The organism is Tenacibaculum piscium (genome assembly GCF_021390755.1).
GTDB classification, from domain to species: Bacteria; Bacteroidota; Bacteroidia; order Flavobacteriales; family Flavobacteriaceae; genus Polaribacter; species Polaribacter piscius.
This window is the reverse complement of record NZ_JAJGWR010000002.1, coordinates 378500-393645: the sequence shown is the minus strand read 5'-3', so window position 1 is coordinate 393645 and position 15146 is coordinate 378500. Positions and strand designations below refer to the sequence as shown.

Genomic DNA, 15146 nt, shown 5'->3' with positions numbered 1-15146 from the left:
TTTTCTTAATTTAGGAATTAAAAATCAATACAGTAAGTAGCACAATGCCAAATTAACTGATATTCTTTTCCTTTAAATGTACCAGCTACTTTTTCTTCAAAAGTAGTTTCAAGGGTATACTTAGTCTGAAATGGAAGATTAAAAGAAACAATTCCGAATTTATCTGTCTTTAATTTTTTGAGCCAAGAATCTTTCATAAAAAGACTAATTTCATTATTAATTAAAGGTTTTCCTTTGTAGAGAACTTTTAACTCAACCTTGCTATTTAAGGAAAAAGGAGTCGTAGTTTGATCAATAATTTCAATACTTTCAGTATTTGTTTTTTTTATCACAGATAATTTATCGCCTACATAAAATTTTGATTTTGCATGATATTGAGGTTTAAAAATAGTGTAATCATACATGGTATAATCCAACACTTTTATTTCTTTAGTATCAAAAGCAATTGTATAAGTACCATTTTGGGTTGGTGTATATTTAGCTAAATAATAATCATCTTTTATAAAAGTATCGAGGACTTCTTTTGTACCCTGAGGAGTAATTACCCATAATGTAAAATCCTTTAAATTTTTAAAAGCAGTACTATTCGTTTTTTCTACAAGTCCTTGCGTATATTCTCCAAAACGTATCTTTATGGAATGTTCTTCATTTAAAACTCCTTTTTGCGCTGTTTCAATCCATACATAATGAGCAAATACGGATGAAAAAGAAAACAAGAATATTAAGGTTACTATGCTATTTTTCATGTTAAAATAAGTTGTAGGTTAATGATATTCTTCCGTTGATTCCTGGTTCAGATTGCCAATAAAGATATGAGCCATAATTTGCTCCAGAATATAAGTATTTATCGAGTAGATTGTTTATGTTTAAACCAACGCGCCATTTATCATTTTTCCAAGTTACAGCACCATCCATTCTAAAGTAGTCTGGTAAATCAGATTTTTGATCGGCTCCAGCCCATGCCCAAGTTGACCTGTCTACTTGATGTTGAAATCCTAACGATACACCAAATCCTTTTAATTTGGTATTTTCATTAAAATCATAGGTAAACCATCCATTTGTTATATGCTTTGCATGACCAGCGATACGTTTACCTTGTGAATCTTCAACATTGGTATTGGCATAGTTTAAGATTAAACTTACTTGGTCAGTAATTTTACCTTGAAGGTCAAACTCAAAACCTTTAGATATTATCTCACTTTCAGGAAAAATATATGGTTCTGAAGTTATTGGGTTTATTTCTTTACTTGTTAATGCTAAATTATTTTTAGTAATTTGATAATAGCTAATGGTACTTTTTAATTTATTATTAAATAAATTACTTTTTAATCCAGCTTCGTATATAATTCCTTCAACAGGATCAAAAACAGTACCTGGTTTTACATTTTTAGGATCTACATTATTTGGTAAAAAAGATTTATCGAATAATCCGTAAGCTGTTAATTGAGGTAATATATCAATACTTAAACCAATTCTAGGGGTGATTTTATCAATACTTTTACTTTTTATAGGATCTAGTAATGTATATCTAGCTGCTAGGGTTAGTCTTATTTTATCATCTAACATACTTACCTGATCTTGTAGATAATAGGAGCGAATATTTTTACCATATTTGTAGGATGCCATTTCTTTAAAATTCTTATAATCTCTATTAAATTTTACTTTAGGTAGGGAGCTATAAGTTGGATTATTTAAATTAAAAGTATTCATAGGAGTTATACTTTTGTCAAATAATCCCCAGTATCTTTTTTCTGAGAAATCAAAACCTCCTAATATTTTATGAGTAATATTTCCTGTTGAAAACTTACCATTTATATATACTTGAAAATAATTACCTTCTGATTTAGCGTCAGATTTACTTGCAGACAATTGTACATTTCCATTCGGATTTATTTCTTTAATCCAATATGATGCTCCTTCTTGTTTGTAATCCATCATTACATATTTTACCTCGGCAGACCAATTGCTATTAAAATTATGTGTTAATCTATTTAATAGGCTTACTTCTGTCATATTGGATTGCGGGAAATTTTCACCGATCATTGAAAAATTTTGATCTAAACTAGCATATCCTTTCTCTGGAGTATTAAATACATAAGCATTACCTATATAATCATTAACTTTCTGTAATGAATATTCGGTTAAAAAATTTGTTTTAGGTGTTATTTGATAGGACAAAGCGGGAGCTATTCCAAATCTAGTACCTGATTTTTGATGATTTCTATGAGTTCCTCGTGATTGGTACATTACATTTAATCGATATAAGAATCGTTCATCATTACTAATTTTTCCACCAAAATCTACAGCACCTCTATAAGTATCTTGCGTGCCTGTTTGTAGCGAAATTTTTCCAGTTTTCTTTGACGTAGGTTTTTTTGTTACGACATTGTATAATCCTCCTGGTTCACCTGCCGACAACATGAAAGCAGAAGGACCTTTTACGAATTCAATTTTATCGACCATAAACATATCTTCTGATAGTGGTCCCCATGAATCTTGTATATTTACACCGTTTCTAAAGGCAGGTAATCTAAAACCACGCATTTTTAGGTTCGCGAAATTTCCCCAGTGTTCAACATTGGTAACACCACTAACATTTTTAAAAGGTGCATCTAGCATATTTGTAATCATCTGTGATTCTAAAATTTCATCACTTACAACTTGTATGTTTTGCGGGATTTTTTGGATACTATTTTGTAATCGTAGTGAAGAAGAGGTTACTTTTGTTTTATCTCTTTTTCCCTGAATATGAATTACACTTAGTTCGTTACTATTTTCATTTAATTTAATAGGAGGTAGTATTTTACTCGTAGATTTCATCGTAAATTTTACTTCCTTATTTTTATAACCTAACATAGATACGACAAGCGTATGTTGTCCTTTGGTTATGCTGTTAATTTGAAAATGTCCCTTGTTATTTGTTGTAGTACCTTTTTGGGTACCTTTTAGTATAACATTTACATCTTCTAAAGGATTATTGTTGTTCCCTATTATTTTTCCACTTACTTGAGCAAATGAACTTGCGATATATATGTAAGAAACGATTAATGTTAAAAATATTTTCATTTTATTTAGATTTAATAAATTTTAAAGATGCAAAAGTATCTACTTGTTTTTGAATTAAAAAGTTTATTTAGATTAATTTTAAATAAAATTTTAAAACTATTTGAATTCTAAGCAGATATAATGTTTTTTTAATTTGGTATATTTGTGTGAGGTTGATTAAAATTAAATGCATAGAATGGAAGTACAAGATATTACACTAAAAATAACTGATCGAGAAGGCGTTTTACACGAAGTTATTGCACCTACCGATATGGCAATGAATTTAATGGAAGTTATCCGTTCTTATGAATTAGCCCCTGAAGGAACGATTGGAATTTGTGGCGGAATGGCGATGTGTGCTTCCTGTCAATGTTATGTGAAGTCGGCACATGAATTGCCTGAAATGGGCGATGATGAAGATGCTATGCTTGCCGAAGCTTTTCATGTAGAAGATAATAGCCGTTTAGGTTGCCAATTACCAATAAGACCCGAAATGGATGGTTTAGAAATTGAATTAGCTCCTGAGAGTTAAAAATATATAATCAAAATAGATGTCGACAAAAGTATTTAGCCCAGAGGAAATAGTGCATCAAACATTACAGTCGAGTGTTAAAAAAGTTAAAAAACCATTTATAACAAGTTTTTTATTAGGTGTTTTGGCAGGTGCTTTTATTGGTTTAGGGGCGTTATTTTATACGATTGTTAAGGCTGATGAAACGTATAGTTTTGCTACCAAACAAATTTTGGGAGGTTTTGTGTTTTCATTGGGATTAATTTTGGTCGTTATTGCAGGAGCAGAATTATTTACAGGAAATAATTTAATTGCAATTGCTTGGGCAGAAAAGAAAGTTTCTACCAAAGAAATGATGCGTAATTGGGCTATTATTTTCTTTAGTAATATGATTGGTGCGTTAAGTTTAGCGGTTATGGTTTATTTTTCAGGGCATCTTGATATGAATCATGGAGCAATAGCAGAAACGTATCTAAAAATGGCAGATGCAAAATGTGGATTGCCTTTTATGACGGCTTTTTTTAGAGGAATGCTATGTAATATTCTGGTATGTCTTGGTGTTTGGATGGCAATGGGCGGAAAAACAATTACTGATAAAATTTTAGCGATTGTATTTCCGATTACTTTATTTGTCGCGGCAGGTTTTGAACATAGTATTGCTAATTTATTCATCATTCCAGTAGGTTTGTTGATTAAAACTTTTAGTGATGTTCAAATTACTACACACTTTTTAAGTGTTTCAGGAATGTTAAAAAATCTGATTCCTGTTATTTTAGGAAATATTATCGGAGGAAGTGTTTTAGTTGGATTAATGTATCATTTTATCTTTTTAAAAAATAAAAAATAATCTTATTTTACTTCGTTTTAACTAAACGAATCATCATCTATAAAATAATTCAAAAAATAAAAAACTCTGATGTAACATCAGAGTTTTTTGCATTAGAAAAATAATTCAAATTTAAAATGAGAGACAAATAACGGGGTTGTATTTATTTGACACTACAAATATATTTATTAAAAAGTAAACAACAAACTTTATTTAGATTAATTTTAAATTAAAAAAATATTTGATTTTTAACAAGATATATTGTTTTTTAAATTTGGTATATTTGTGAAAATACATTTATTTTTTTTGATAAAATCCAAAATCATTATAACTGATTTTTCGAATAATTAAGTCATGATTTAGAAGGTATCTTTAAAATATTAAATAGCTTAAAAAATTGTCGTTAAATTTTAATTCAATCATTAAAAGTTATGCCATTTTATCATAAATTAGGAAAAATACCACCAAAACGTCATACGCAATTTCGCAAAGAAGACGGAACGTTGTATTACGAACAACTATTTGGAACTATTGGTTTTGACGGAATGTCTACCAATTCTTATCATGAACACAGACCAACTATGGTCAAAGAAATACGTAAACAATACTCTGTAAAGCCTAAAATAGCCAAGGCAAATAATATACAATCGTATCGCTTTCGCGGATTTCAAGTACCGCCAGAAAATGATTATCTAGAAAGTAGAAAAATCGTTTTAACAAATACTGATTGCAACATTATTTTATCAGCTCCAAAAACATCAACAAAAGAATATTTTTATAAAAATACAGATGCCGATGAGGTAATTTTCATCCATAAAGGGACAGGGAAATTACGTACCATGTTAGGAAATATCAACTTTAAATATGGCGATTATTTAGTAATTCCAAGAGGGATTATTTACAAATTAGATTTTGATGATGAGAATAACAGACTTTTTATTGTTGAATCTTATTCGCCTGTTTACACGCCAAAACGATACCGAAATCATTTTGGACAATTATTAGAACACGCCCCTTTTTGTGAACGAGATTTAAGAAGACCAGAAGAATTAGAAACCTATAATGAGTTAGGCGATTTTTTAATCAAAGTAAAAAAACAAGGCGAAATTATAGAAATGATTTACGCTTCGCATCCTTTTGATGTGGTTGGTTACGATGGTTATAATTATCCGTATGCATTTTCAATTCACGATTTTGAACCTATCACAGGTCGCATTCATCAACCGCCGCCAGTGCATCAAACTTTTGAAACGAATGCCTTTGTAATTTGCAGTTTCGTTCCTCGTTTGTACGATTATCATCCAAACGCAATTCCTGCACCTTACAATCATAGCAATATCGATTCTGATGAGGTTTTGTATTATGTTGATGGCGATTTTATGAGCAGAAATGATATCGACCAAGGACATATTTCTTTACATCCTTCAGGAATTCCTCACGGACCACATCCAGGAGCAACCGAAAGAAGTATCGGACACACAGAAACCGAAGAATTAGCCGTTATGGTTGATACTTTTAAACCCTTAAAAATTACGGAAGAAGCCATGAAAATTGCTGATGAAAATTATTATAAATCGTGGTTAGAACACTAAAATCAGATTTATTAAAATAATTATTAGAAGCTAATCCTGCTTTCACTACTCGCTTTTTTTAAGAAAAATAAAAAAGAGCTCAAACAAACCGTTCAATCAGGGCTAAACTCATCTACTATATTTAGTAATTTATCATTTAAAGATAGATATTTATAAAAACATAAAACAAAATGGCAAAAAAAGTAACATCAGTAAATTACGGTTTAGAAAAAATATTTGAAGGTGCCCAAGATTTTTTGCCACTTTTAGGAACAGATTATGTAGAGTTTTATGTAGGAAATGCAAAACAAGCGGCACATTTTTACAAAACAGCTTTTGGTTTTCAGTCGCATGCTTATAAAGGTTTAGAAACAGGTTCGAAAGATTCTGTAAGTTATGTATTAAAACAAGATAAAATTCGTTTAATATTAACATCTCCATTAAATAGTAAATCACCAATAAACGACCATATTGTAAAACATGGCGATGGTGTAAAAATAGTTGCACTTTGGGTTGATGATGCAAGAAAATCGTATGAAGAAACCATCAAAAGAGGTGCAAAATCATATTTAGAGCCAACCGTAGAAAAAGATGAACATGGTGAAGTAATTCGTGCAGGTATCTATACTTATGGCGAAACAGTTCATATATTTGTCGAACGAAAAAATTATAAAGGCGTATTTTTGCCAGCATTTACAGAATGGGAATCAGATTATAACCCGCCAAGTGCAGGTTTAAAATATATCGACCATATGGTTGGTAATGTTGGTTGGAATCAAATGGATGTTTGGGTAAAATGGTACGAAGATGTTATGGGATTTGTAAACTTTTTATCTTTTGATGACAAGCAAATTCATACCGAATATTCTGCTTTAATGAGTAAAGTAATGAGTAACGGAAATGGGCGAATTAAATTTCCTATTAACGAACCAGCAAAAGCAGCAAAACGTTCACAAATTGAAGAGTATTTAGATTTTTACGAAGGTGAAGGAGTACAACACATTGCAGTTGCTACCGATGATATTATTAAAACAGTATCACAATTAAAAGCAAACGGAATAGAATTTTTACCACCACCACCACAAGCATATTATGATGGAATTCCTGAGCGTTTAGGAGAACATATGAGTATGATGAAAGAAGATATTTCTAAGTTACAAGAATTATCAATAATGATTGATGCCGATGAAGAAGGGTATTTATTACAAATTTTCACAAAACCAGTAGAAGATCGCCCAACATTATTTTTTGAAATAATTCAACGAATGGGCGCTAAAGGTTTTGGAGCAGGTAATTTTAAAGCCTTATTTGAATCAATAGAAAGAGAACAGTCAAAAAGAGGAACGTTATAATTAGATTCTAATTATAATATAGATAAATTAAGAGCCATTATAATAAGTTAAACAGCTTATTTTAATGGTTCTTTTAATACTAATTTTTATATAAAATATAAAAATGAATAAAGAAGAAATTTTAAAAGCAATAGAAGAAAAATATAAAAAATTAGATATTCCATTAGAAACAATGCTCGAAGGATTGCTTCATAGCAGTCCAATAACCTATTGGGATTATATTCAAACCGATGCTTTATTAGGATTACAAATTCCTAGAACAACCGAAAAAGATGAAATGGTTTTTATCATGTATCATCAAGTAAATGAGTTATTGTTTAAAATGATTTTATGGGAACTAGATCAAATTGCCCTTACAAAAGATGCGATTACTGCCGAAAAATTTTCGAAACATTTAATGCGTGTTAGTAATTATTTTGACATGCTTTGCAATTCTTTTAACGTAATGCAAGATGGAATGGATATTGATCAATATTTGAAATTTCGAACTGCTTTAACGCCTGCAAGTGGTTTTCAAAGCGCACAATATCGTCAAATAGAATTTGCATCCACAGAAATTATTAACTTGATAGATGCACGATATAGAGCTACTTTTGATGTTGATGCTTCGCTTGAAAATACCTATAATCATTTGTATTGGCAAGCAGCAGGAGTAAACCATGAAACAGGAGAAAAATCAACTTTAATTAAATTATTTGAAAAAAAATATAAAAAAGAGTTTATTGATTCGATAGAAAATTATAAAAATTGTAATCTTTCTAAAAAATTTAAAGAATTACCTAAAGAAGTACAACAAAGTGACGAACTGATACAAGCAATGCGTCATTACGATTATACCGTAAATATAAAATGGGTGATGGCTCATTACGATGCGGCAGGAAAATATTTAGGTGGTGGCGATAAAGATTTAGAAGCTACTGGAGGAAGTAATTGGCGTAAATATATGCATCCTAAATATCAACGAAGAATATTTTTCCCTGATTTATGGAGCGAAGAAGAGTTAAAAAATTGGGGTGTTTTTTAAGCTAAAAATACAAAATAGATATAAAAAGCCTGTTTAAATTTAAACAGGCTTTTTTTGGAACAATATTTGTTTTACTTATATAAAATATAAGTTTTAATATTATGAAAAAAAATATCATATTTATTTGCCTGTTATTTTGTAGTCTGCTTATTTTTAGTCAAAAGAATCAAGAAAATCAACAAAAAACACCTGCCTTTAAACACGGAGAATGGCTGAAATTTAAAATGAGCTATAGCGGATTCCTAAAAGCAGGAAATGCAACCTTATCCTTACATGAAAAAACAATACAAAATAAACCCGTTTTTCATGCAATTGGAAAAGGATGGACTACAGGAATGATAAAATGGTTTTTTAAAGTTGAAGATAAATATCAATCGTATTTTGATAAAAAATCAGGAAAACCATACCTCTTTAAACGAAAAATAAACGAAGGAGGACATCAAAAAAATAAACAAATTAGCTTTAATCAACAAAAAAATACCGCACATATTCAAGATTTTATCAAACAAAAAGATACCATCATTCCTGCCGTAAATGTACAAGATATGATTTCTTCATTCTATTTTTTGAGAAGTTACAACACCAAAAACATGAAAAAAGGCGAAGAAATAGAAATTGATATGTTTTTTGATAATAAAAGTTATCCATTCAAATTACGTTTTTTAGGAAATGAAATCGTAAAAACAAAATTTGGAAAAATAAAAACTCAAAAATTTAGACCTATCGTACAAGCAGGACGCGTATTTAAAGCCCAAGAAAGCGTTACCATCTGGATAACTGCCGATAAAAATAAAATACCCGTAAAAATAAATGCTTCTTTATCGGTAGGTTCTCTAAGAGCTGAGTTGGATCAATACAAAGGCTTGGCAAATCCTTTTGACCTTGTTTTAAATTAATAGTAAATAAGTTGTTTACTTATTGTTAAAGTGCAATAATCAAAACTTTTTATTTGTATTTTTGCGAGCAAACTTAATTCTAAACAACTTTTTTTGAAAAAATATAGTCTCCTCCTTTTTTCTGTTTTTTTAATGATTAGTATTTTTTTTTCTTGTAAAAAAGAAGAAAAATCAACCATTAAAAAAACAATACAAATTGAAAAACCAGCATCAATCTATGCATACGGTTTTAATTTAGATAATTTTAAAATGATTAATGACACCATAAAAAATGGTGAAAGTTTTGGGGCTATTTTAGACCGTCATCATGTGATGTATCCTAAAATTAATGAAATAGCGACCACTATTAAAGATACTTTTGATGTGAGGCGTATTCGTTCAGGAAAAAAATATACCGTACTTACTTCTAACGATTCCCTACAAAAAGCACGAATATTTATCTACAAACACAATAAAGTAGATGCCACGATTATCAATTTTAATGATTCTATCATTTCAGCTTATAAAGTTCGTGAAAAAATAAAAACAATCGAAAAACAGGTTGCAGGAGAAATTCTATCAAATTTATCGGTAACGATGGATAGCTTAGGATTAAGCGCCAATTTAACCAATACCGTTGCCGATATATACGCATGGACACTCGATTTTTATAGATTACAAAAAGGAGATCATTTTAAATTAATTTATGAAGAAAAATTTATAAATGATAGCATTTTTGTTGGATATGGAAAGGTAAAAGCTGCTGTTTTTAATCATAAAGGAGAAGATTTATATGCCTATCAATTTGTAGGTGATTCGATAACTAAAGTACCTGAATTTTATAACGAAAAAGGAGAAATGTTGCGTAGAGCATTTTTAAAATCACCTATTAAATTTCAATATCGTATTTCATCACGTTATAATTTAAGACGAAAAATAGCCCTTTACGGAAGAGTTCGACCACATAAAGGAACTGATTTTGCTGCAAAATATGGAACACCTATTATGACTACTTCAAGTGGAACTGTAATTGCTTCTGCAAGGCGTGGAGGGAATGGGAATTATGTAAAAGTAAAACACAATGATACCTACACAACGCAATATTTACACATGAAACGCCGAAATGTACAAGTAGGAGATTATGTAAGACAAGGTGATATTATAGGATTTGTAGGAATGACAGGAAATACCAGCGGTCCTCATGTTTGTTATCGATTTTGGAAAAATGGTAAACAAGTTGATCCTTTTAAACAAAAACTTCCTACCGCAGCACCTTTAAAGCCTAAAATTAAGCCGATATTTATGGAGTATATTGCCCCATTAAAAAAACAATTAGAACGTATACAGTTGCCTGCAAAAACACCAATTTCGAGTCCTATTATTGCTGTGAAATCAAGTAGTACCATTGTTGAAAAATAATTATTAACCGTACATTTATTATGCCTTTACAGAACATTAATCCAACTAAAACAGAAGCCTGGAAAAAATTAACGAATCATTTTAGTGAGGCTGAAAAGTATGAGTTAAAAACACTTTTTCGTAATGATAAACAACGAAAAGAACGCTTCTCTGTTCAATTAGAAGAATTAAAACTTGATTTTTCTAAAAATCATATTACCCAAAAAACACTCGATTTATTAATCTCCTTAGCCAAAGAAACCAAACTAAAAGATGCCATAAATCAATGCTTTTCTGGAGCCAAAATTAATGTAACCGAAGAAAGAGCCGTACTACATACCGCTTTAAGAAGCAATTCTGATACCCCCATTTTTGTCGATGGAGAAGATATCAAACCTAAAATACAAGCTTGCCTAAAAAAAATGAAATCCTTTAGTAAAAAAGTGATTTCTGAAAAATGGAAAGGCTATACCGGAAAACCAATCACCGATATTGTAAATATAGGTGTGGGAGGTTCCGATTTAGGACCAAGCATGGTTGTACAAGGATTACAGTTTTATCGAAATAGATTAAACTCTCATTTTGTATCTAATATTGATGGCGATCATGTATACGAAATTTTAAGCAAGTTACACCCTGAAACTACTTTGTTTATAATCGTGTCAAAGTCTTTTACAACCGATGAAACCATCACTAATGCAACCACTATTAGAAATTGGTTCTTAAAATCAGCAGAAGTTACTGATATTGCCAAACATTTTGTCGCCGTATCTTCTAATATCGACCAAGCAATTGATTTCGGTATCCGTAAAAAAAATATTTTTCCAATGTGGAACTGGGTTGGAGGACGCTTCTCATTATGGTCAGCTGTCGGATTATCAATTAGTCTTGCCGTCGGTTTCGACAACTTTAAAGAACTCTTAAACGGCGCAGAAAAAGTTGATAATCACTTTAAAACAGCCGATTTTCATGAAAATATTCCCGTAATTTTAGGTGTATTAAGTATCTGGTCTAACAATTTTTTTAAATCAGAAACCGAAGCAATTTTACCTTATAACCAATATTTATGCAAACTTCCTGCCTATTTGCAACAAGCAATTATGGAAAGTAACGGGAAAAGTGTCGATAGAGGAGGAAATCAAATCAAGTATCAAACATGTGGCGTTATTTGGGGAGGAGCTGGTACCGATATTCAACATGCTTTTATGCAATTACTGCATCAAGGAACAAAATTAATTCCTGCCGATTTTATCGGTTTTGAAGAACCATTACACGGATTAACAATCCAACATGAAAAATTAATGGCAAACTATTATGCCCAAATGGAAGCCTTGGCATACGGAAAAACCAAAGAAGAAATTCATCTAGAATTAAAAACTCAAAATAAAGCAGCTCAAATAAATAAATTATTACCCTATAAAGTGTTTGAAGGAAACAGACCAAGTAACGCAATTACACTAAAAAAATTAACGCCTAAATCCTTAGGAATGCTCATCGCAACCTACGAACATAAAATTTTTACACAAGGAGTTATTTGGAATATCTATTCTTTTGACCAATTCGGTGTAGAGCTTGGTAAAGAACTTGCTAAAAAATTATTAATTAATGAATAATTTAACGCTTTAAATATCAATATTCCTGTTAATTTAGTTAAGGAACTCTTAAAAACCTTAACATTAAGTTAATATTAGCACGATGTAAATGGAAGACCTTTGTCGCTGAATTTAATAATATAACTATTAATAATATTAATGATGAAGAATTTAACAAACCTAGTATTAATGCTACTGTTCTTTGTAACAGCGACAGTTTTAGGACAAACAAAACTTAGAGGTTCCGTAATTGATGAAACAGGACAACCATTACCTGGAGCTAGTATTCTTGTAAAAGGAACTGCCAATGGAACTGCTACCGATTTTGACGGTAAATTTGTAGTAAATACAAAACTAAAATCAGGAGTTATTATAGTGTCTTTTATTGGATATGTTACTAAACAAATTACGTATTCAGCTTCAAAAAGTAATGTAGGAACTATTAAATTAGCTCCTTCTAATGTTTTAGATGAAATTGTAATCACTGGAAAAGGTGTTTTAGATATCGCTAAAGAAAGAGAAACGCCAGTAGCTGTTTCTACAATTAGAGCTTCAGAGATTCAAGAAAAAATGGGAAATCAAGAATTTCCTGAAATATTAAAAGCAACTCCTTCTGTATATGCTACAAAATCTTCAGGTGGTTTTGGAGATTCTAGAATTAATGTAAGAGGATTTGATCAAACAAATACTGCGATTATCATCAACGGACAACCCGTAAATGATATGGAAAATGGAAAAGTATATTGGTCTAACTGGTCTGGTTTGCAAGATGTTGCTTCAGGAGTACAAATTCAAAGAGGTTTAGGAGCTTCTAAATTAGCCGTTCCTTCTGTGGGAGGTACAATTAATGTGATAACCAAAGCTGCTGATAAAAAAGAAGGCGGTTTTGCTAAATTTTCTACAGCAAATGATAATTACTTTAAAAGTGTTGTCGGATACAATACAGGATTAAGTGAAAAAGGTTGGGCATTTAGTGCTTTGTTTGGAGCATGGCAAGGTGATGGATATGTTGACGGAACTAAAGGAGAAGGAAATACTTACTTTTTAGCTGTAGGATATAAGCCATCTGATGAACATTCATTTAATTTCTCTTTAACAGGATCAAGCCAATGGCATAACCAAAGATCAGCTTCATTAACTTTAGAAGATCAATTAAATTTTGGAAGAAAATATAACGCCGATTGGGGATATTTAAACGGAAGAGAATATTCTTTTAGAAGAAATTTCTATAACAAACCGATTGCATCGTTAAACTGGGATTGGGATATTAATGATAATTTAGGATTATCTACTGTTGCCTACGGTTCTTGGGGACGTGGTGGTGGAACAGGTTCTAGAGGTAGAAACTTCGAAATTTATCCTTATAAAAAATCAATTTCTGATGACGTGTTAAATCCAAAAGGAAATCAATTAGATTATAGAAATGCTACAACAGGACTTATCGATTTTGATGGAATTGTTGCGAATAATAAATCAATAACTTCTTATACAGGAAATAATAAATTCTACAAAGGATTAAAAATAGGAACAAATAATGAATATTCTAAAGTAGATGGTATTAGCGATAATGTTGCTATTAGAAGATCATCAATTAATTCTCATGACTGGTACGGAGTAATTTCTAACTTGAAATATGATATTACTGAAGAATTATCTTTTGGTGTTGGTGTCGATTATAGAAAATATACAGGATACCACTACAGAGTTGTAAACGATTTATTAGGATTAGATGGTTATGTAAGTGTCGCTAATAAAAATAAAAATACTTCATTTACTACTGATAAATATGGAAATACTGTGCCAGTATATGGTGTATTTGTTTCAGGAACTTCTGATGCAAGTCCTTTTGCTAATATCGTAGATTCTCCTAAAATTGGATACTACAATATCGGTAAAGTTGATTGGTTAGGTACTAACGGAATTTTAGAGTATAAAAATGACGAAATATCTGGAGTATTACAAGCTGGATTATCAAATCAAAAATACCAACGAATAGATTATTTTGCCTATTCAGAAGCGAATGCAGAAAGTGAAAAAGAAGATATTTTAGGAGGATACGTAAAAGGTGGACTTAATTATAATATCAACGAAGAACATAACGTATTTGCAAACGCAGGACTTATTAAAAGACAACCAAAATTTGATGCCGTTTTTCCAAATTTTTCGAATACTGTAAACGAAGATTTAGATAACGAAACAATTTCTTCTTTTGAATTAGGATACGGATTTAAATCGGAATTTGTAACGGCTTCTGTAAACTTATACAGAACTTCTTGGAAAGATAGATGGTTAACAAGAGGAGTTGATTTAGGAGCAGGAGTTTCAGGTACTGCTAATTTTGATGGTATTGAGCAATTACATTCTGGTGCAGAATTAGAAGTAACAGTTCGACCAATCGAAAAACTAAAAGTGAAAGGATCATTTTCTTATGGAGATTGGATTTATAAAGACAATGTAACATCGACCGTTTTTGATGATAATCAACAAAAAATTGGAGAATCAACGTTATATCTTAAAGATGTAAAAGTTGGAGATGCAGCACAAATGACCGCAAGTTTAGGACTTACGTATGAAATCCTTAAAAACTTTAAAGTAGATACGGATTGGAATTATGCAGGTAATTTATACGCAGACTTTTCTCCTATAGATGAAGAGTTTGAAAAACCAGAAAATAAGGGTGCTATAGAGTTACCTAATTATAATTTATTTGATGCGGGAGTTTCTTATAAAGTGAATTTTGATGACAAACACGCTTTATCATTTAGAGTAAATGTAAATAATGTTTTTGACACAAAATATATTTCAGAATCGAAAACAAACATTCATGAAAGAGAAGGTTCAGTACTTAATGATGGTATTGATGTTCAAAATCAAGTATGGTTCGGATTTGGAAGAACTTGGAATGCTTCTGTTAGATTTAGTTTCTAATAATAAATTTTATTAAATAGTAAA

General features: G+C 30.7%; 11 protein-coding genes. 9 read left to right on the top strand and 2 right to left on the bottom strand.

Annotated elements, in window-relative coordinates; genetic code table 11:
- Nucleotides 1-17 precede the first annotated feature (17 nt).
- Nucleotides 18-746: a DUF4198 domain-containing protein gene (locus L0U72_RS05870; RefSeq protein ID WP_101918452.1), complete on the bottom strand. Its 729-nt coding sequence runs from the start codon at nucleotides 744-746 to the stop codon at nucleotides 18-20.
- Nucleotide 747: 1 nt separating this feature from the next.
- Nucleotides 748-3066, bottom strand: coding sequence for a carboxypeptidase-like regulatory domain-containing protein (locus tag L0U72_RS05865; protein WP_101918451.1), 2319 nt, complete (start codon nucleotides 3064-3066; stop codon nucleotides 748-750).
- A gap of 175 nt (nucleotides 3067-3241) precedes the next feature.
- Here L0U72_RS05865 and L0U72_RS05860 point away from each other — a divergent pair, with 175 nt between their 5' ends.
- The 9 genes from L0U72_RS05860 to L0U72_RS05820 all read left to right on the top strand — a co-directional run bounded on the left by L0U72_RS05860 (nucleotide 3242) and on the right by L0U72_RS05820 (nucleotide 15122).
- Nucleotides 3242-3577: a 2Fe-2S iron-sulfur cluster-binding family protein gene (locus tag L0U72_RS05860; RefSeq protein ID WP_101918450.1), complete on the top strand. Its 336-nt coding sequence runs from the start codon at nucleotides 3242-3244 to the stop codon at nucleotides 3575-3577.
- Between the two features lie 19 nt (nucleotides 3578-3596).
- Entirely contained in the window at nucleotides 3597-4403 is an 807-nt protein-coding gene (locus L0U72_RS05855; protein WP_233898647.1) for a formate/nitrite transporter family protein, read from the top strand.
- Nucleotides 4404-4813: 410 nt separating this feature from the next.
- A complete protein-coding gene (locus L0U72_RS05850) occupies nucleotides 4814-5974 on the top strand; it encodes a homogentisate 1,2-dioxygenase (protein WP_233898646.1) in 1161 nt (386 codons plus the stop codon).
- A gap of 170 nt (nucleotides 5975-6144) precedes the next feature.
- Nucleotides 6145-7305 carry a 4-hydroxyphenylpyruvate dioxygenase gene (gene hppD, locus L0U72_RS05845; RefSeq protein ID WP_233883130.1) on the top strand — a complete coding sequence of 387 codons (1161 nt, stop codon included), beginning with the start codon at nucleotides 6145-6147 and terminating at the stop codon, nucleotides 7303-7305.
- Nucleotides 7306-7408: 103 nt separating this feature from the next.
- Nucleotides 7409-8329: a tryptophan 2,3-dioxygenase family protein gene (locus tag L0U72_RS05840; RefSeq protein WP_233898645.1), complete on the top strand. Its 921-nt coding sequence runs from the start codon at nucleotides 7409-7411 to the stop codon at nucleotides 8327-8329.
- Between the two features lie 101 nt (nucleotides 8330-8430).
- Nucleotides 8431-9225, top strand: a complete 795-nt coding sequence (locus L0U72_RS05835; RefSeq protein ID WP_101918445.1) for a DUF3108 domain-containing protein — start codon at nucleotides 8431-8433, stop codon at nucleotides 9223-9225.
- Between the two features lie 132 nt (nucleotides 9226-9357).
- Nucleotides 9358-10623 (top strand): peptidoglycan DD-metalloendopeptidase family protein, encoded by a 1266-nt coding sequence (locus L0U72_RS05830; RefSeq protein WP_233883119.1) that lies wholly within the window; start codon nucleotides 9358-9360, stop codon nucleotides 10621-10623.
- A 20-nt stretch (nucleotides 10624-10643) separates the two neighbouring features.
- Complete coding sequence (pgi, locus tag L0U72_RS05825; protein ID WP_233898644.1) at nucleotides 10644-12215, top strand: glucose-6-phosphate isomerase; 1572 nt, start codon at nucleotides 10644-10646, stop codon at nucleotides 12213-12215.
- Between the two features lie 141 nt (nucleotides 12216-12356).
- Nucleotides 12357-15122, top strand: coding sequence for a TonB-dependent receptor (locus L0U72_RS05820; protein WP_233883117.1), 2766 nt, complete (start codon nucleotides 12357-12359; stop codon nucleotides 15120-15122).
- Nucleotides 15123-15146: the final 24 nt, after the last annotated feature.